At 70.3% G+C, this 17,837-nt stretch carries 17 protein-coding genes; 11 read left to right on the forward strand and 6 right to left on the reverse strand.

The window, feature by feature from the left end:
- Positions 1-112: 112 nt before the first annotated feature.
- Complete coding sequence (arsM, locus tag AB0I43_RS18050) at positions 113-901, reverse strand: arsenite methyltransferase (RefSeq protein WP_356979285.1); 789 nt, start codon at positions 899-901, stop codon at positions 113-115.
- Between the two features lie 79 nt (positions 902-980).
- Here arsM and AB0I43_RS18055 point away from each other — a divergent pair, with 79 nt between their 5' ends.
- The 3 genes from AB0I43_RS18055 (at position 981) to AB0I43_RS18065 (ending at position 2,498) form a co-directional block, all read left to right on the forward strand.
- Positions 981-1,340, forward strand: coding sequence for a metalloregulator ArsR/SmtB family transcription factor (locus tag AB0I43_RS18055; protein ID WP_356979286.1), 360 nt, complete (start codon positions 981-983; stop codon positions 1,338-1,340).
- Positions 1,337-2,104 (forward strand): MIP/aquaporin family protein, encoded by a 768-nt coding sequence (locus AB0I43_RS18060; RefSeq protein ID WP_356979287.1) that lies wholly within the window; start codon positions 1,337-1,339, stop codon positions 2,102-2,104. Before AB0I43_RS18055 ends, AB0I43_RS18060 begins: the two co-directional genes overlap by 4 nt.
- Positions 2,105-2,204: 100 nt before the next feature.
- Positions 2,205-2,498, forward strand: coding sequence for a hypothetical protein (locus tag AB0I43_RS18065; RefSeq protein ID WP_356979288.1), 294 nt, complete (start codon positions 2,205-2,207; stop codon positions 2,496-2,498).
- On the opposite strand, the gene AB0I43_RS18070 is transcribed toward AB0I43_RS18065, so the two are convergent.
- A complete protein-coding gene (locus tag AB0I43_RS18070; RefSeq protein WP_356979289.1) occupies positions 2,486-3,325 on the reverse strand; it encodes a methyltransferase in 840 nt (279 codons plus the stop codon). The two genes, AB0I43_RS18065 and AB0I43_RS18070, sit on opposite strands and share 13 nt — an antisense overlap.
- 184 nt (positions 3,326-3,509) lie before the next feature.
- On the opposite strand from AB0I43_RS18070, the gene AB0I43_RS18075 reads away from it, so the two are divergent.
- The 6 genes from AB0I43_RS18075 to AB0I43_RS18100 are packed head-to-tail and all read left to right on the forward strand — an operon-like array spanning position 3,510 to position 11,556.
- Complete coding sequence (locus AB0I43_RS18075; RefSeq protein WP_356979290.1) at positions 3,510-4,973, forward strand: serine/threonine-protein kinase; 1,464 nt, start codon at positions 3,510-3,512, stop codon at positions 4,971-4,973.
- Positions 4,960-6,186: a hypothetical protein gene (locus AB0I43_RS18080; protein ID WP_356979291.1), complete on the forward strand. Its 1,227-nt coding sequence runs from the start codon at positions 4,960-4,962 to the stop codon at positions 6,184-6,186. The genes AB0I43_RS18075 and AB0I43_RS18080 overlap by 14 nt, the downstream gene beginning before the upstream one ends.
- 4 nt (positions 6,187-6,190) lie before the next feature.
- Positions 6,191-7,687 carry a serine/threonine-protein kinase gene (locus AB0I43_RS18085; protein ID WP_356979292.1) on the forward strand — a complete coding sequence of 499 codons (1,497 nt, stop codon included), beginning with the start codon at positions 6,191-6,193 and terminating at the stop codon, positions 7,685-7,687.
- Between the two features lie 15 nt (positions 7,688-7,702).
- A complete protein-coding gene (locus AB0I43_RS18090) occupies positions 7,703-8,824 on the forward strand; it encodes a hypothetical protein (RefSeq protein WP_356979293.1) in 1,122 nt (373 codons plus the stop codon).
- Between the two features lie 16 nt (positions 8,825-8,840).
- Positions 8,841-10,040, forward strand: a complete 1,200-nt coding sequence (locus AB0I43_RS18095; protein ID WP_356979295.1) for a hypothetical protein — start codon at positions 8,841-8,843, stop codon at positions 10,038-10,040.
- Positions 10,041-10,044: 4 nt separating this feature from the next.
- Entirely contained in the window at positions 10,045-11,556 is a 1,512-nt protein-coding gene (locus AB0I43_RS18100) for a serine/threonine-protein kinase (protein ID WP_356979296.1), read from the forward strand.
- A 30-nt stretch (positions 11,557-11,586) separates the two neighbouring features.
- On the opposite strand, the gene AB0I43_RS18105 is transcribed toward AB0I43_RS18100, so the two are convergent.
- Positions 11,587-12,243, reverse strand: a complete 657-nt coding sequence (locus tag AB0I43_RS18105; RefSeq protein ID WP_356979298.1) for a helix-turn-helix domain-containing protein — start codon at positions 12,241-12,243, stop codon at positions 11,587-11,589.
- A gap of 112 nt (positions 12,244-12,355) precedes the next feature.
- On the opposite strand from AB0I43_RS18105, the gene AB0I43_RS18110 reads away from it, so the two are divergent.
- Positions 12,356-13,792 (forward strand): MFS transporter, encoded by a 1,437-nt coding sequence (locus AB0I43_RS18110; protein ID WP_356979300.1) that lies wholly within the window; start codon positions 12,356-12,358, stop codon positions 13,790-13,792.
- 16 nt (positions 13,793-13,808) lie between these two features.
- On the opposite strand, the gene AB0I43_RS18115 is transcribed toward AB0I43_RS18110, so the two are convergent.
- The 3 genes from AB0I43_RS18115 to AB0I43_RS18125 form a co-directional block, all read right to left on the reverse strand.
- A complete protein-coding gene (locus AB0I43_RS18115) occupies positions 13,809-14,033 on the reverse strand; it encodes an Imm53 family immunity protein (protein WP_357432450.1) in 225 nt (74 codons plus the stop codon).
- 248 nt (positions 14,034-14,281) lie between these two features.
- Entirely contained in the window at positions 14,282-15,670 is a 1,389-nt protein-coding gene (locus AB0I43_RS18120) for a PQQ-binding-like beta-propeller repeat protein (RefSeq protein WP_356979302.1), read from the reverse strand.
- A 101-nt stretch (positions 15,671-15,771) separates the two neighbouring features.
- Positions 15,772-16,107, reverse strand: a complete 336-nt coding sequence (locus tag AB0I43_RS18125) for a metalloregulator ArsR/SmtB family transcription factor (protein ID WP_356979303.1) — start codon at positions 16,105-16,107, stop codon at positions 15,772-15,774.
- Between the two features lie 81 nt (positions 16,108-16,188).
- On the opposite strand from AB0I43_RS18125, the gene AB0I43_RS18130 reads away from it, so the two are divergent.
- On the forward strand, positions 16,189-17,790 hold the full coding sequence (locus AB0I43_RS18130) for an ABC transporter substrate-binding protein (protein ID WP_356979304.1): 1,602 nt from the start codon (positions 16,189-16,191) through the stop codon (positions 17,788-17,790).
- The last annotated feature ends 47 nt before the right edge of the window (positions 17,791-17,837 follow it).

Below are 17,837 nucleotides of genomic sequence, written 5' to 3' on the forward strand. Positions count from 1 at the left end.
GCCCCGGCAGGCGATCTCGGAATCCGAGCAGGCCGCACTGTCATTGGCCGCGGTGTTCGCTCAGCCCTCCGAAGGCGCACCTCATTCGACCGGCGCTCGGTGAAGCGCGCTGTCAGGAGCAGCAACTCGGCCCGCAGCACGGAGTCGCCGAGGCCGCGGGCCCGACGCCTCGCACGATCGCCGAGTGCATCCCGTGGGCCACCGAATGGGTCGGCGTGATCTCGATGCCGGTGAATCCGGCCGCTGTCAGGCCCGCGCGGTACTCCGCGAACGACAGGGCACCGGCGATGCAGCCGACGTAGTCGCCGCGCTCGGCTCGCTGCTCGGGAGTCAAATCGTCCTCGGCGACGACATCGGAGATCCCGATTCGCCCGCCCGGCACCAGCACTCGCGCCATCTCGGTGAACACTGCGGCCTTGTCGACCGACAGATTGATCACGCAGTTCGAGATGACCACATCGATGCTGTTGGCGGGCAACGGGATCGACTCTATCGTGCCCTGCAGGAACTCGACGTTCGTCGCTTCGGCGGCAGCGGCGTTTTCCCGCGCCAAGGCCAGCATCTCCTCGGTCATGTCCAGCCCGTAGACCTTGCCTGCCGGGCCGACGCGGCGCGCGGACAGGAGAACGTCGATGCCGCCGCCCGAACCCAGATCCAGCACCCGCTCGCCTTCGCGCAGCTCGGCGACCGCTGTCGGGTTGCCGCAGCCCAGAGACGCGGCGGTGACCTGAATCGGTAGTTGGTCGCGCTCGGCGGCGTCGTAGCGGCCGGCGCCGAAGCCGGCGGCGATCTCGGTGCTGCCACAGCAATCGTTGGCGATACCGCCGCCCGCGACGGTCACTGCGGTCTCGGCATAGCGGGCGCGAACGGTTTCGCGGAGCTGGTTCTGCTGCTTTGTCATGATATGCCCCTGAACTGGCTGTATTGATGAATACCAATACAGCTTGCGCCCTAGTATCGACAGCTGTCAATATAGAAAGGTGTCGAACCAAGACCTGTCGCCCCCCTCCGGCTGCTGCGGCCCGAGCCTGACCGCACCCTTGGAGCAGGACGCCGCCGCCGAGCTCGCCTCGGCGTTCAAAGCCCTGGGCGACCCGGTCCGGCTGCGGTTGCTGTCGCTGATCGCCTCGCGACGCGGGGCGGAAGTCTGCGTGTGCGAGCTGACGCCGCAGTTCGAGCAGTCCCAGCCCACCATCTCCCACCACCTCAAGGTGCTGCGCGAAGCCGGGCTGATCGACTGCGAGCGCCGCGGCACCTGGGTCTACTACTGGGTGATTCCCCAGGCGCTGCAACGCCTTTCGGCGGTGCTGATGCCCGCCGCGGCCGACGTGCCGGTATGAGTGCGGCGACTCCCACGCTCGACCGGCGTGTGCTCGCGGAATTCCTCGGCACCGCGGCGCTGGTGACCATCGTGGTCGGCTCCGGGATCGCCGCCCAGCGGCTTTCGCCCGGTGCCGCCGGTTTGCAGTTACTGCAGAACTCGACCGCTACCGTCCTCGGACTCGGGGTGCTGATCCTGGTCTTCGGGCCGATCTCGGGTGCGCACTTCAATCCCGTTGTCTCGGTAGCGGATTGGTGGACGGGCCGCCGGCACGGCACCGGGCTCTCGCTGCCCGGACTCGGCGCCTATCTCGTCGCTCAGGTGCTGGGCGGCGTCTGCGGCGCAGTCCTGGCCAACGCCATGTTCGACTCGGCCGTCTGGCAGATCTCCACGCGTGACCGGATCACCGGCGGACATCTGCTGGGCGAGATCGTCGCCACGACAGGGTTGATCGTGGTCGTCTTCGCTCTGGCCCGCTCCGGTCGCGCCGCGCTGTCCGCCGCGGCGGTCGCCGCTTACATCGGCGCGGCCTACTGGTTCACCAGTTCCACCAGTTTCGCCAACCCCGCGGTCACGGTCGGCCGGATGTTCTCCGACTCCTTCGCCGGCATCGCCCCGGCCTCCGCACCCGGCTACATCGCCGCCCAAATCCTCGGCGCGGCTCTGGGATCGGCGTTGATCGCCTACCTGTATCCGAGCGCGGATCGGGATCGTCTCCGACTCGCGGCCCCGGCCGAGCCTGGGACCAACCCGACAGCCATCGGCCGAACCCCGAATAGCTGAACCGGCTTTCGGCGTACTCGCCTCCGAACGGCTACCATCAGCCGGTTCAGATGGTTCGGCGCATTCGCGCCTGTGCTGGGGGATTCTCGTGGGTGGTTTGGTGAAGTTCGGGATCGACCTGCTGCTGGGTGACCTGAAGTGGTTCCTGATCGGGGGCTTCGTCCTGCTGGTGCTCGCGGCGCTGGCGTGGGACGCGGTGAGCGTGCCGGTGTACTGGCTGCGGGACCGCTTCGGCAAGGACGAGGAGTTCGAGGAGGAACGGGCGGCGCCGTCGCCCACCCGCCGCACCGCGGGCACCCGTGAACGCCGCGCGGCCCGCGACGCCGAACGGCGAGCCGCGCTGCGGGCCAAACACGCCGAGGGCGGCCGGGTCGAGGTCGATCAGCTCGACTGAGCGAGTTGTTTGACCGCTTGCAGCGTGTAGCTCAGCGGCAGCCGCTCCGGATGCGCGGACAGGGTCCACTCTCCCTCGGCGTCCCGGCGCATCCGTCCGGGCAGCGCGTTCCACGGCACGCTGGTGTGCTCGGTGAGGCCGGTCACGGTCAGGCCCGCGTCGAGCACGGCCGTGACGATCTCGCCGAGTCCGTGATTCCACTCGTGCGTGGTGGCGGCGGTGAGTTCGGCGTCGGTCTCGACGTAGGTGCCCGCTTCGGCGAACACCATCGGCTCGGGCAGCTCGAAGTACGGATAGCCGAGAACCAGTGCGTCGGTGCGTGTTTCGTCGGTGGCCCAGAGCACCGGGTGCCCCTCGCGCAGGAACAGGCGGCCGCCCGGCCGCAGCAGGCCCGCGACGGTCTCGGCCCAGCGTCGCACGCTCGGCAGCCAGCACAGCGCGCCGATGCCCGTGTACACCAGGTCGAACCGTTCGGTGCCGAGCGCGGTGTGGGCCTCGTAGACATCGGATTCCACGAATTCGATCGGCGTCCCGGTCTGTTCGGCGAGCCGGCGGGCCTGGGTCAGCGAGACCGGCGAGAAGTCGAGCCCGGTCATCTGCGCGCCCAGTCGCGCCAGCGACAGCGTGTCGGTGCCGATGTGGCATTGCAGATGCACGCAGCGCAACCCGCGCACCGACCCCAGCAGCGGACGATCGAAACGGACTACCGCGCTGAGGAACTCGGGGTCGGCGCGGAAGCGGCTCACTTCGTAGTCGGGTGACGCGGCGTGTGCCGGTGCGCGCTCGTCCCACTTCGCCTTGTTCAGGCTGCGATAGTCCTCGGTCACGCTCGCCACTGTGACACAGCGACCCGCGCCGATCCCACTTCTTTTCCGGTCGGGTGAAAAGCCGGACCGGACCCCGGAAATGGCCCCCGCCGCGCTGATATAGTCCTGCCTAGCCGGGGCCGCACTACGGGATTTTCCAGATCTGCGCCATGTTTTCGGCTGCATTTCGGGAAGGGAGGCCCGGATGGTCGGTGTCGAGGGCACCGCCTTCGGCGGGTACGTCATCGAGCGGAAGCTCGGCAGCGGCGGGATGGGCACCGTCTACTCGGCACGCCATCCGCGCCTGTCGCGGGTCGACGCCGTGAAGATCCTGTCCGAGGAACGCAGCGGCGACCCGCAATTCCGCGCCCGCTTCCTGCGGGAGGCCGAAATCGCTGCGCGCGTCCAGCATCCGAACCTGGTGGCCGTCCGTGACCGCGGCGATCAGGACGGCCGACTATGGATCGCGATGCAGTACGTCGAGGGCGTCGACCTCGGTGTGCTGATCAAACGCGGCCCCGCGGTCCTGACCGTGGCACGCGCGGTGCACATCCTGACCGAAGCGGCCCAGGGCCTCGACGAACTCCACCGTGCCGGGCTGCTGCACCGTGATGTGAAACCCGCCAACCTGCTAGTCGCCGAACAGCCGGGCGCACCCGACCGGGTGCTCGTCACCGATTTCGGAATCGCCAGGGCCGCCGACGATTCCGCCACACTGTCCGGTCCGGGCGCGATCGCCGCCACGCTGGCCTACGCCCCACCCGAGCAGATCAGCGGCACCCCGGTCGACCGGCGCGCGGATGTCTACGCGCTGGGCGCGACGCTTTACCACATGCTGACCGGCACGGTTCCGTTCCCGCGCAACAGTCCCGGCTCGGTCATGTACGCGCATCTGCACGAGCCTCCGCCGCGCCCCACGGCCCGAAACCCAGAGGTGCCCAGAGCTTTCGACGCGGTGATCGCCAAGGCCATGGCCAAGGAGCCGGGCGACAGATACGACAGCTGCGGCGCACTGGCGAAAGCCGCGGCCGCCGCGCTGCAGGGAGCCGAGCCCCGGGTCCGCCGCCCGGTCCTGGTCGCGGGGGCGCTGGCGGCGGTGCTGGCGCTGGTCGTCACGACGGTGTGGTTCGTCGGCATCGGGCGGCCGACGGTGTCCGCGGGCCCGCACCGACCGGTGGCCGACAGTGTCGATCCGGCGAACTGGGGCCTGTATGCCTATATCCCCGAGACGTTTCCGACGCTGCTTCCCGCATTCCCGTACGGAGCCGGGTACCAGAACCTGACGGCCTGCACCCCGCAGGCCGAGACCAGCAACAACTCGCTGGATGTCGCCATGCCGATCGGCAAACTGTTCTGTCTGGGCGATCGCGATCCCGCGGGCTCGGTGGAAGTGGTCTGCAACGCCGATCGTTCGCCGATCGCCCCCACTCGCTCCTATGCGAAGGTCGAGGGCGACCAGCCCTGGAGCAGGCCCTCGGGCAGCGGCCACGTCTTCTGGGGCAGCGACCTGTACTCCGGCACCGGCACCTTCCTCGATGGCCGGGTCTGGGGCGTGCTCGACGTGTATTTCGACGACGCGGACCGCAACTTCTGCCGGATCCGGGTGCTGGGCGAGGGGCCGACGGGAACCCTTCTGCGCGATCGGTGGTGGGCGAATGCGCCGCTGTAGGGTGCTCTGGACGGTGGTGGTGGTCGCGCTGCTGACGGGCTGCACCGTCGCCGGGGAGGCGCGGCCGCAGCGGGTGGACCCGAACTCGCTCGGGGTGGGCGCCTACAGCGTCGTCCCGCTCGAGGTCCCCGCCGGCAGCGAAGAGTACGGCCGGACAATGGAAGCGGCGCGCCTCACCGAGGCGCTGATCGATCCCGTCGAGGCGGACCCCGCGTTCAACCGCGCTCCCACGTCGTCCGGTATGGCCGCGCTGCCCTCACCGGCGCGGGTGACGACGGTGCTCGCGCACCCGGTCCGCGAGGTCCTCGAGCGCCACGGGATGGTGGTGGCCGCCTCGGTCAGCGGCACCGACCGGGTGGAGGAGTCGCGCCGCCCGGAGGTCGGCCGATCGCGGCTGCTCACCGTGGTCGTGACCCGATTCGCCGACGCGCCGGCCGCCGAGCGGGCGGCCCGCGAGATGGACGCGGTGGACGCCGCGGTGAGCCCGGACAACGTGGCGATCGCCATCCCGGGTCATGCCGCGGCGCTGGCGCATTGGCGTCCGAACGTGCCCACGCTCGCGGCCACGCTGGCCACCGGAAGCTATGTGATGAGCCTGCTCGTCGGCCACACCGCCCCGGATCCGGTGGTGCTGACGGAGGTGGCGGCCAAGGCGTTCACCGCGCAGGCGGCGCGGCTGCGCGACTTCCGGCCCACGCCACCGGAACAGTTCGCCGCCATGCCGCTCGATCCGCAGGGAATGTTGCGGATGATGGTGCCGCAGGCGCCGAGCCGCTGGCCTTTTCCCGCGATCACCTCCTACACCCTGCGGATGAACGCGGGCTGGGACGGCACGCTGCAGCCCAGCGGCCTGGTTTTCGGACCCCGCGGCGCCTACCTCTACCTGGATCGGACCAAACCCCTCGAGGCGGAGGCCATGGCGTTCAACGGCTTCAACCCGCTGTTCCGCATGCGCGACCCGGTAGCGGCACGCCGTGCTTTCGACCGGGCCGTGCGCAAAGACGGCGAAGAGGGCCTGCGTCCCGTTCCGGGCCCGGCCGGACTGGACGACGTGCGATGCGTCGAATCGCCGGACCCGGACACGCTGGGGGTGCTGCGGTATGTCTGCCGTGTCGTCTACGGCCGCTACTTCACCACGCTGTTCGCCCGGGAGCTGACCAACGCACAGCACAAGGCCGCGGCCCAGTACGGCCTGCTCATGAACGGTGCGTGAGCCGATGTCCGGAAAACTGACCCCGGCAACGGTATTCGCCGGATATCGGATCGATCGGGTGCTCGGCGGCGGTGGCATGGGCACCGTCTACGCGGCCCGGCATCCGCGACTGCCGCGCTACGACGCGCTGAAGGTGCTCGCGGACGAGCACGGCGCCGACCCCGAGTTCCGGGCCCGGTTCGCGCGCGAGGCCGAACTCGTGGCGCGCCTGGATCATCCCAATATCGTCGCGGTCCGGGACCGGGGCGAAGAGCAGGGGCGACTCTGGATCGCCATGCAGCTGGTGGACGGCAAGGACGCGGCCGCGCTGATCGCCGCCGCACCGACCGGCCTGGCTCCCGCGTCGGCGCTGCACATCATCGGCGAAGCGGCCGCCGGGCTGGACGCCGCGCATCGGGCGGGGCTGCTGCACCGTGACGTGAAACCGGCCAACATCCTGCTGGAGCCGCGTCCCGGCCAGCCGGACCGGGTGTATGTCACCGACTTCGGAATCGCCCGCGCCGCCACCGAATCGACCGCGCTGACCGAAGTCGGAGCGGTGCTGGCGACGCTGGCCTACGCGGCGCCCGAGCAGATCGCGGCCCGCGCCCTCGACCACCGGGTGGACGTCTACGCCCTGGGCTGCACCCTGTACGAACTGCTGACCGGGGCGAAGCCGTTCCCGCGCGCGAGCGCGGTAGCGGTGATGCACGCCCACCTGCACGACCCGCCGCCGCGGGCCAGCGCCCGTGATCCCCGGCTACCCGCCGCGATCGACACGGTCCTCGCCACCGCGCTGGCGAAGGACCCGGAGCGGCGCTATCGGTCCTGCGGTGAGCTCGCCGAGGCGGCGCGCGACGCGTTCGGTGCGCCCGTGGCCGCGGCTCCGGCCCGCCGCACCCGGCCGCTGATCGCGGCGGCCGCGCTGATCGTGGGTGTGCTGGCGGCCGCCGGATTCGTCGCGCTGCGCGCGCCCGATCCGATTCCGGGCACGCCGGTCGCGCTGCCGAGTTCGGCACCGGTCAGCGCGCCCGTCAAGCCGGCGGCGGTGTCGTGGGGCAGCTATGCCTTCATCGCCGACGCACTGCCCACCCTGCTGCCCGCCGCCCCGATCGGCAGTGGCTACCAGGGGATCCGGTGTGTGCCGGTCAACGTGGACATGAAGCAGATCGACCTGAACGCGCGACCGGACAAGAGCGCGCGCCTGTCCTGCACCGGCAACCAGGATCCGCTGCGCTGGCTGCTGGTGACCTGCAACTGGAACCTCGTACCCACCACGTTGCCCGTGGACCCGGCCGTGCTGGCGGAGGCGATGACGATCGCCGGCGATCAGCAGGAGGACGGTCCCGCGGGGCGGGCCCGGGTGATCTGGGGCGACACCGTCGATGCCGCCGGTCGGCCGGAGGGGCTGATGTACGTGCAGTTCGACGACGTCGCCCGGAATTTCTGCGGCCTCTCGGCACACGGCGGCGCGACCGGGCAGGAGCTTTTCGACCGCTGGTGGCGCGATGCGCCGCTGTGACCGAGGGGAGACACGGTGCACGTCGACGACGGCATCACCGTAGCCGCGATGATCCCGCGCGGGACGCTGGACATCGCGCGCACGGTCCACATCGTGCGTGAGACGGCACGGGTGCTCGACGAGCGCCGCCGTGACGGCCGGGCGACCGGCACCCTGCGGGCCTCCGATATCCGGGTCGTCGAACAGCCCGGCGGCCCGGACCGGGTCACGGTGGCAGACCCGGCACCGGCGGAGACGACACGACTCCCGGGCGGCTCGGCGGACTTCGACAGCGAGACCGTCCGTCTCGGTGCGGCACCGGCCGCCGCCGACGTGCGGGCGCTGGGGTCGGTCCTCTACGAAATGCTCACCGGCGCACCGGCAACGGCGCAGCCTTCGGCTCCGACACAGGTAAATCCTTGGGTGCCAGCGGGTTTCGATGGGATCGTCGCCGCGGCCCTGGCCGGTGACCCGCGCTTCCCGGACTGCGCGACGCTGGCGGCCGCGGCCGCCGCTGCCGCCAATCCTCCCGCCCCTCCGCGACGGCGACGGCTCGCGCTCGGCGCGGCGCTGGTGGTCGTCGTCTCGCTGGTCGTGGGCGCGGCGGTGCTCGCGGGCCGCGACCCGGACCCGGATGTCACGGCCACGCCCGCGACCACGACGAGCGCGACCCCGGGCACCCGCTCGGTCCAGCTCGACACCGCACTGTGGGGCGCGTATGCCTTTGTCGCCGAGGCGTTTCCGGATCTACTGCCGGTGTCGGTCGACGGCATCGGCTACCGCGAGCTGTTCGCGTGCAGCCCGGTCGACGAGCGCATCGAGGAGGTCTCGGTGGACGAGCCGCCGCGGGTGGGCCGGGTGATCTGCACCGGCGATCAACGACCGGTGACCTTGCTGATCGCCGTCTGCAACGCCGATCGCTCCCGGATGACGGTCGTACCGACACGCAGGCAGCTGGTGGGGGAGCGGCGCTGGACCCGGGCCTCGGGCACCGGGTACATGCGGTGGGGCAGCTTCGTCAGCAGCAACCGGCAGGTGGTCGGCACCGTCGAGGTGTACTTCGACAATCCGCGGCGCAGCCACTGCTATCTCGAGGTCGACACGCTCGGCTCCGCGGCCGAGGTCTACGACGGGTGGTTCGCCGATGCTCCACTGTGACAAATGGATTCGGATCGTGGCAGGCGCGGCGGCGCTGCTCGTCGCCGCCGGTTGCGCCGATCCGGGACATCCGATCCCGGCCCGCCCCGACCTGGCCGCGCTCGACCTCGGGCCCTTCGCCTCGGAGCCGCAAACCGCACCGCGCAACGACAACCCGGACTACGGCCGGGTGCTCGAATCCATCCGGATGGGCGAGGCGGTGATCGATCCGGTCGAGGCCGACGCGACGCTGCGGTTCGGCCTCGGCACCATCGCGTCGGTGCCGATCCCGGTGCCGGAGAAGGCCGGTTTCCTGGCGCAGCCGGTCCGCGCGGTGCTGAAGCGTCACGGGATGCTGGCCGGGTTCTCCGTGGGCGGCATGGACCAGCAGATGGACAGCACGGTCGCGGTGGGGCGAGCCCGGTTGCTGACGGTTCTGCTGCTGCGTTTCCCCGACCAGGGCGCGGCCGAGCGGGCGGCCGCGGACATCGACGCGGTGGACAAGGCGGTCAGTCCGGACAACGTGGCGGTCCCGATTCCCGAACACACTGGCGCGCAGAGTCATTGGCGGCCGGCGGTGCCGACGCTGGCGGCGACGATGGCCGACGGCCCGTTCGTGATCAGCGTGCTCGCCGGTGCCACCTCGCCGGATCTCGCCACCCTCACCGGTCTGGCCCGCGCGGCATTCACCGCCCAGGTGGCGCGGCTGCGCGGGTTCACCCCGACGCCCGAGGCGCAGCTCGCGACCCTGCCCCTCGATGCCGAAGGACTGCTGGGCCGGGTGCTGCCCGAAGCGCCCGGAGTCTGGCCGGCCCCGACGGTGCTCGCCCGGGCCGGCGACGAGAACGCGGGCTGGCGCTCGTCTTTTCAGGTCAGCGGCGTGGTCTACGGTCCACGCGCCGCGCATCGGGTCAGCAGGAAGGATTCCACCGACATTCGGATGGCGCTCAATGGCTCGCACGCGGTGCGCCGGTATCCGGACGCCGTCACCGCGCGCAAGGACTACACCGAGTCCGCCGCCGAGGAGGCGACAGATCCCGAGTTGCGCGCCGCGCCGCCGCCGGCCGGACTGCCCGACGTGATCTGCTACGAAGGCCAGATCGCGGTGGTGAACAGTCTCAAGTTCGGCTGCCGCCTGCTCGCGGGCCGCTACGGCGCGATCCTCTACGGACGCTCGCTGCGCCTGGTCCATCAGAAAGCCGCGGCGCAGTACGCGCTGCTGCTCCGCGACGAGTGAGCCGATGACCGGAAAACTGCGTCCCGGCACCGTCTTCGCCGGCTACCTGATCGAGGAGGTGCTCGGCGGCGGTGGCATGGGCACCGTCTACGCCGCCCGGCATCCGCGACTGCCGCGGCGCGACGCGCTGAAGGTGCTCGCCGCCGAGCACAGTGCCGACCCCGAGTTCCGCGCCCGGTTCATCCGGGAAGCCGAGCTCACCGCGCGCCTCAATCACCCGAACGTCGTCGCTGTGCACGATCGCGGTGTCGAGGACGGGCGGCTGTGGATCGCCATGCAGTACATCGACGGTACCGACGCCGAGGCGTTGCTGCGCCCTGTCGCCCGCCCGTCGATCGAGCGGGTGCTGTTCATCATCGAGCAGGCGGCCCGCGGACTCGATGAAGCGCACCGGGCCGGCATGGTGCATCGGGATGTGAAGCCCGCCAACATCCTGATCGACTCCGGCGACGGCCGTCCGGACCGGGTGCTGGTCACCGATTTCGGAATCGGCCGATCCGCGAGCGAGACCACCGCGCTCACGGAGGCCGGGACGGTGCTCGCGACCCTGGCCTACGCCGCGCCGGAGCAGTTGATCGGCGAGCGGGTGGATCACCGCGCCGACGTCTACGCCCTCGGCGGCACCCTTTACCACCTGCTGACCGGCGCGAAGCCGTTTCCGCGGGCCACGCCGGCCGCGATCGTCAACGCCCATGTGAACGAGCCGCCGCCCCGGCCCAGCGCGGTGCGTCCGGAGCTGCCCCCGGCGCTCGACGCGGTGCTCGCCCAGGCCATGGCCAAGTCGCCGCAGGCGCGCTTCGGTTCCTGTGGTGCACTGGCCGCCGCCGCGATCGCCGCCTGGCGCGGCGGAGTAGTGGCCCCGCAACCGCCGCCACAGCCACCGGTGCGCCGGCCTCGGCGGGCGCGCCGCGGCGTGATCGCCGGAGTTCTCGGCGTGGTCGCGGTGCTGGCCGGGGCCGGAATCGTTGTCGCGAACAAGGATTCGGGCACGACGGTGGCGACCCCGCCGAGTGCGACGAGCGTCGTCCGACCCATTACGACCACACCCGCCCCGGCCTCCTGGGGGAGTCACACCTTCGTGGTGCGCGCGTTCCCGGGGCTGCTTCCCACGGCACCGGATACGACCGGATTTCAGGGGATGCGCTGTGTCGCACTCGATTCCGATCGCCGCCCGGTCGACCTCGGCGTGCCCGCCGCAGGGGAGGTGCAGCTGTCCTGCAACGGCAACAAGGACCCGCTGCATCTGCTGGTGGTGCTGTGCAATGTGGACCGCAGCTCCAATACGAAACCGGTGATCGGCGTCAAGGACGTGGTGATCGGAGAGCAGCCGTGGGAACGCATTTCGGGCACCGGCCGCATCGTCTGGCGTGATGTCCGGGGCCCGAACGGGGCTCCGGCGGGGGCCGCGACGGTCGTCTTCGACGACGTCGGGCGCAGGCATTGCCAGCTGCTGATCTACGGGGGCGACTCCGGGCAGAATCTGGTCGACCGGTGGTGGGCGGCCGCGCCGGTGTGAGCGACTGCGTTGCCGAGTCCTGCCGTCCGTCTACGCGATGGTCCGCCCTGAATCGAAGATCCGGGCGAGAGTTTCCTTGTCGCCGTGCAGTTCTGCCGCCGACAGCGCCTGATCGATCGTGAGTCCGCCTGCCGCGAGCCCGACGACGATCTCCGGCTCGGCGCGGATGCTCGTGTCCGGCTGCTGGCCGGTCCAGACGGTCGCCTCCGGGCCGTCCTCGGCCAGGCGCAGGACCATGCGAAAGCCGTCGGTCTCGATGCCCAGTTCCACCGGGGGCGTCGCGGTCCTGCCCCGCAGCAGAGCGGGCAGGGCGAGCGTCAGCCAGCGGGGCTGGAACGCGTCGTCGTCGCGCCCGGTGGCCAGCAGCGGCGCACCCCAGCGGCCGAGCGACTCCATGGGCTCCCGCAGTGCCGCGCCGCGCTCGGTCAGGGCGTAGCGGACTCCCGAATCGCCGAGTTCCCGCTGCACGAGCCCGTTGGACTCCAGTGCTCGCAGTCGTTCCGCCAGCAGGTTGGTCGCGATGCCGGACAGCGAGGTTTTCAGCTCGGTGTAGCGCATCGGGCCGGGGAGTAGTTCGCGCACGATGAGCAAGGTCCAGCGCTCGCCGACGACATCCAACGCGCGTGCGAGAGCACAGAACTGGCCGTAGGAGCGCGCGGCCCTCGATTCCTGCTTGTTTTTATCCATCGTGGTTTACTCTATCAACTGCACCGGGCGGCGGGGGCTGTATGCGCGCCGGTTCGAACACATATCGGGGCCACCTGATTCGGCGGACACGACCTGAAATGAGCACCTCGTCATGACTCGTGCGGTGAGCAAGCCTTCTGTTCTGTCCACTTGGCGCGGCAAGCTGATTCTCGCGCTGCTGTGCGCGATCGGCTTCCTGGACTTCATGGATGCCGTGATCGTCAACGTGGCGCTGCCCTCGATCCAGGATCGGCTGGGCTTCTCCGAGCCCGGGCTGCAATGGGTCGCCACCGGCTATCTGCTGACCTACGGCGGCTTCATGCTGCTGGGCGGGCGCGCGGCCGACCTGCTCGGGCGTCGGCGGGTGCTCGTCGTCGGCGTGGTCGTTTTCGCTCTGTCCTCGCTGGTGGGCGGATTCGCCACTACCGCACCGCTTCTCGTCGGCGCCCGCCTGGTGCAGGGCGCGGGCGCGGCGTTGATGATGCCCGCGGCGCTGTCGCTGGTGACGACCACCTTCGAGGAGGGCTCCGATCGCAATCGGGCACTCGGCGCCTGGGGCGCGATGATCGGGCTCGCCTCGACCGCCGGTGTGCTGCTCGGTGGGGTGCTGACCGAATTCTTCGGCTGGCGTTCGGTTCTGCTGATCAACCCGATTCTCTGCGCGCTGCTCCTGGCCGCCATCTACCGGCTGCTGCCGGACGACCGGCGGCGCGCGTCGAGCCGGGATTTCGACGCCGCGGGCGCTGTTCTCGGCACCGCCGGACTGCTGTTGCTGGTCTACGCAGTGGTCGAAGCACCTGGCGCGGAATGGGATTCGCCGGGCACGATCGCGCGCTTGGCCGGCGCGGCGCTGCTGCTGGCCGCATTCGTGCTGAACGAGCACCGGCATCCGAATCCGCTGCTGCCGTTGTCGATCTTCCGGGTCCGCGGGCTCGCCGCTGCCGACGCCACCCAGTTGATCGCCATCGCCGGGTTCATGTCGATGTTCTTCTTCCTCACCCTCTACATGCAGAACGTGCTCGAATATTCGGCGCTGACAACGGGTTTGGTCTACCTCCCGCTCACCTTCGGTGTCGGAATCGGCGCCGGGACCACGACCAAACTGATTCCGCTGACCGGCACTAAGCCGCTGATCGTGGGCGGCTGCCTGCTCGCCGCGCTCGGGGTGTTCCTGCTGTCCCGGCTGCCGGTGGACGGCGAGTTCCGCACCGACCTGCTGCCCGGCATGATGGTGATGTCTCTGGGTCTCGGCACGGTCCTGGTCGCGGTCACCAACGCCGCCAACGCCGGTGTCGCGCCGGACCGAGCCGGCCTCGCCGCCGCCTTGCTCAACAGCTCCCAGCAGCTCGGCGGCGCACTGGGCCTCGCCATCCTCACCACCCTGGCCACCGCACACACCACCACCCTGCTCTCCCGCGGCACCACCCCACCCGAAGCCCTCGCCGCAGGCTTCGGCCGCGCACTCCTGGCCAGCAGCATCGCCCTCCTCGCCGCCGCCGCAATCGGCCTGCGCACCTTCAACACCCGCAACAACGACGCACCCCTGTGAGCGGTGTGTAGTCGCGTCAGTGCTCGATCGTCTCGGTCCAGGTGCGGAACAGGGTGAGTGCCTCGGTGAGATTGCCCGGCCCACAAGCCAAGTGGAACTTCTGGCCGGTGGTCCACGCGTGCACCCAGTCGTCCTCGGTGCGGTCGATCTGCCGGCGGGGATGCTGCTGGTCGGCCAGGTCCGTTTCCGCGAGATCGATTTCGACCCGCCAGCCCGGGTTGTCGAGCGTATCGATGGACACCCCAGGTGTGTTCCCATCCGCCGTCGCACTGTGCGGCGTACCAGTGCTGTAACCAGGCGAGGACATCGGGCATGGTCGCCGAGGGTAGTCGCGCCACCCGGCAGCACTGAATACTCGGGGTGACATCCGCATCCGGACTGTGCGAACGACTTCGGCATGCCCGGTGGATCGGCGGGGTAGCGGCGCGGGCAAGACGACGGTCGCGCGCCGCTACAGACTGCGGGTGTATTCCACCGACGAGACGAGGTTCAGCCGGCGGCATATCCGGTGAATTCCTGCGCGGTCGTCGTCACCAAGCGGCCGCCGAGCGCCTTGACCGCTGTGAAAAAGTTCGGCCGCCCGCTCGGCGGTAGCGGCATCGACCAGGTTGTCGAGCCGTCCGAGACGTCGATCGCGTGCACGACGGCGCCGTCGGTGAGGATCAGGTGCCGGGAGTCGGCGACGCCGTCCAAGCGGGAGTACCGCGACGGGTTCGCGAAAGGCGTTGGCCGCCGCCAGATCTGGTGTCCGTCGGTGAGATCCAACGCGATCAGCTCGGTGTAGTCGCGGGTGCGCACGATCACCGTGTCACCCACGATTCCCTCGATGGCGGGCGTCCGGCCGGTGCTGTCGTCGACGCTGATCCGATCGTTGGTCCACAGCGGCCGGCCGGTGGATCGGTCGTAGGCGCCCGCGCCGGTGAGGATCGGCGGCATGGCCGCGGTCACGGTCGGATACCAGTCGAAGATGTAGCTGGGGTTGCCGACCTCGCCGACCGGATTGCCGCCCCGGTCGAGAAACCGCACGCGGTCCGGTCGCCAGATGTTCTCCTGCTCGGCGATCAAGCCGCCTTCGAAGGTCGTGACGATGGGCGCGGTGAACAGCGGATCGCCGGTGCGGAGATCGTAGAGGCGAACGGCGTGGTCGTGCCCGTCCAGGAAATAGTCGCGGGTGCTGATCCTGGGCGTGACCGGATCGCCGGGCACCGGTGTGGGATAGGTCTGTCGCCAGGTCGCGGCGATATCGGCGAGAGTTCCCCGGGTCACGACGGCGGTCATCCAATCCGGGGTACGGCCGGTGACCGAGACGACGCCGTCCCACAGCGCCACGTCCGTGACCTCGAAGTCGGTCGCCTGGTCGGCCAGAATGGCCCCGGTCACGACCTCGACAACCAGCACGCGCCGCGCGCCTCGGCAGGCGAGCTTGCCGTCGAAGAGCTGCTCGGTGCAGCCGTCGAGCTCGCCGACCTCGGTGGTCCACCGCACCTGCCCGGTGCCGGGATCGAGGCCGTGCAGCCGGACCGGCCCGATGTTTTGCCCGCTGGTTTCGCCCGGCTGTGGCGGCGTCGGTACCGCGGTGGCGGCGACGATCATCGTGCCCCCGTCCATCGGAGCCCCGTACCCGTAGTACCGACCCAGGCCCTGCGGTGCCGCCAGCAGTACCGCTCCGGCTTCCGCGGACAGGTCGGAGGCACGTAACGTCCACTGCGGGACCGGGGTCGAATCGAGCCGAGCGGAAACCCGGAAGCGACCGTAACCTGCGGAATTCTCCTCCGTCGCCGGGGTGGAACGGTTCATCCACACGACCACCGTGACACCCGTCGCCACCGCCACGACCAACGCCACCGCCACGAGCCAGCGGCTCCCCACCTTGTGCACCGGGCCTCCTCATCCACCCTCACCGAACGCGCACAGTGAGCATCGTGGGTGCGGGCCGCGCGGTTACCGTCGCGGATCAGCCTGGTGGGCAGGCGGTATCGTTACTCGTGCCCGGCGCCGATGGTGTGCAGGATCTCGTGGATGATCGGATCGTCGAGACGGTTGACGACCGACCGGCCCACCCGGGTGGAGGTGACGCAGTCCTCGTGCCGCAGGATGCGCAGCGCCTGGGAGACGGCGTTCTCGCTGCGGCCGGTGGCCTCGGCCAACTCGCCGACGGTGATGCCAGGGGAGCGGTGCAGGCACAGCAGGATTTCCAGCCGGTTCGGGTCGGCGAGCAGGCCGAAGCGGCGCGACCAGGCGTGGATATCGACGTTTCGAATCGCGTGCCGTCCGCGCTCGACCGGCGATCCCTGTATGGACTGCGGTTCACCCATGATGAGGTTCAGCGTAGCGGGCACGAGCTGCCCGGATATCATCTGTCTATCTGAACAGGTAAGCGGATGAGAGGGCTCCTGATGAGGGGAAGACCCGGGCTGTTGCTCGGCGCGCTGGCGCTGCTGGCGGCGGCGCTACCGGCGTGCGGTACACCCAGTGCGGCCCAAGGGGATTCGCTGATCCTTGCCGACGCCCACGAGCTGGGCGGCTACAACCCGATCGCGGGATACGGTGCCGCCGGCGAAGCGAAGATGTACGACGGACTGCTGCGACCGAGTGGGGGAGCCGGTCTGCCCGCGTTCGAACCGGCACTGGCGACCGAGACTCCGGTCCCCGACCCGAGCGCCACCACCTGGACCGTCAAACTCCGCTCCGGGGTGAAATTCAGCGACGGGTCCACCTTCGACGCCGACGACGTGGTGGCGACCTATCGCGCGATCCTGGACCCGGCCTCGGCGTCGGAGGCGCGCTCGTCCTTCGAGATGATCGACCGCGTCGACGCCCTCGACCCGGGCACGGCCCGCTTCACACTGCGCTACCCGTACTCGGCGTTTCCGACCAAGCTGCTGATCGGCATCGTGCCCGCCGAAGCCGTCGCCACCGCCGGCCCCGCGGCCGAATCCCGGCTCAACACCGAACCGATCGGCACCGGCCCGTACCGGCTGACCCGGCTGACACCGGACCGCGCGGTGCTCGAGGCGAACGAAAACTATTGGGGCCCAACCCCGCAGGTGAAAAAGCTGACTCTGCTGTACGTGCCGGACGACAACACCCGGGCCCAGCGCATGGCCGCGGGCGAACTCGACGGCACCTCGCTGCCACCGCTGCTGGCGCGCACGTTCGAGGCGCGCGACGGCATGCGGGTCTCGTCCAACACCTCCGCCGATTGGCGCGGCGTCTCCCTGCCCGAGGGCGACCCGGTCGCCGGCGACCCCGCCGTCCGGCGCGCCCTCAATCACGCGGTGGACCGCAAGGCCCTGGTCGACAATGTGCTCGGCGGCTACGGGCGCGCGGCGTCCACGCCGTTCCCGGAGGTCTACGGCGCGTCCTACAACCCGGGCGCGGTCTTCGCCTTCGACCGCGCGCTGGCCGCCTCGATCCTGGACCAGGCGGGCTGGCGGGCCGGAGCCGACGGGATCCGCCAGAAAGACGGCCGCCGTGCGGCTTTCACCGTGATGTACAACTCCTCGGACACCCTGCGGCGGGATCTGGCCCAGGCTTTCGTCTCCGATGCCCGGCGCGTCGGCATCGAGGTCAGCCTCGAAGCCCTGTCCTGGGATCGCATCGAACCCCGGGTCGATCGGGACGGCATCCTGCTGGGCGGCGGTGACGAGCCCTACGATCCCGACACCCAGGCCTACAAGACCCTGCACTCGTCCTACCTGAAACCCGATGTCGGCAGCCCGTACGACAACGCCAGCCGCCACGCCAACCCGGCCTTCGACGCGCTGCTGGACAAGGCGCGGCGCAGCACCGACGCGAACGAGCGCGCGGCCGCCTACCGCGACTTGCAGACGGCCTACCTCGGCGATCCGAGCTATGTCTTCCTGGTGTTCCTCGATCACGCCTACGTGGCGAAGGATTCCGGCTGGACGATGTCGGGCCCGGTGCTGGAACCGCACGCGCACGGGGTCACCTGGGGGCCGTGGTGGTCGCTGCAGACCTGGACCCGTCGCCCGTGACAGCACCGATCACGCTGTGGCGCAGCCGGTTCCGCGAGCGTGGGCTG

The organism is Nocardia sp. NPDC050435 (assembly GCF_040655395.1).
Lineage (GTDB): Bacteria > Actinomycetota > Actinomycetes > Mycobacteriales > Mycobacteriaceae > Nocardia.

Excerpts from the sequence above, each read along its gene's own strand:
- arsM (WP_356979285.1), bottom strand. The coding sequence starts at position 901 with ATGACAAAGCAGCAGAACCAGCTCCGCGAAACCGTTCGCGCCCGCTAT.
- AB0I43_RS18060 (WP_356979287.1), top strand. The coding sequence starts at position 1,337 with ATGAGTGCGGCGACTCCCACGCTCGACCGGCGTGTGCTCGCGGAATTC.
- AB0I43_RS18075 (WP_356979290.1), top strand. The coding sequence starts at position 3,510 with ATGGTCGGTGTCGAGGGCACCGCCTTCGGCGGGTACGTCATCGAGCGG.
- AB0I43_RS18080 (WP_356979291.1), top strand. The coding sequence starts at position 4,960 with ATGCGCCGCTGTAGGGTGCTCTGGACGGTGGTGGTGGTCGCGCTGCTG.
- AB0I43_RS18085 (WP_356979292.1), top strand. The coding sequence starts at position 6,191 with ATGTCCGGAAAACTGACCCCGGCAACGGTATTCGCCGGATATCGGATC.
- AB0I43_RS18100 (WP_356979296.1), top strand. The coding sequence starts at position 10,045 with ATGACCGGAAAACTGCGTCCCGGCACCGTCTTCGCCGGCTACCTGATC.
- AB0I43_RS18105 (WP_356979298.1), bottom strand. The coding sequence starts at position 12,243 with ATGGATAAAAACAAGCAGGAATCGAGGGCCGCGCGCTCCTACGGCCAG.
- AB0I43_RS18110 (WP_356979300.1), top strand. The coding sequence starts at position 12,356 with ATGACTCGTGCGGTGAGCAAGCCTTCTGTTCTGTCCACTTGGCGCGGC.
- AB0I43_RS18125 (WP_356979303.1), bottom strand. The coding sequence starts at position 16,107 with ATGGGTGAACCGCAGTCCATACAGGGATCGCCGGTCGAGCGCGGACGG.
- AB0I43_RS18130 (WP_356979304.1), top strand. The coding sequence starts at position 16,189 with ATGAGGGGAAGACCCGGGCTGTTGCTCGGCGCGCTGGCGCTGCTGGCG.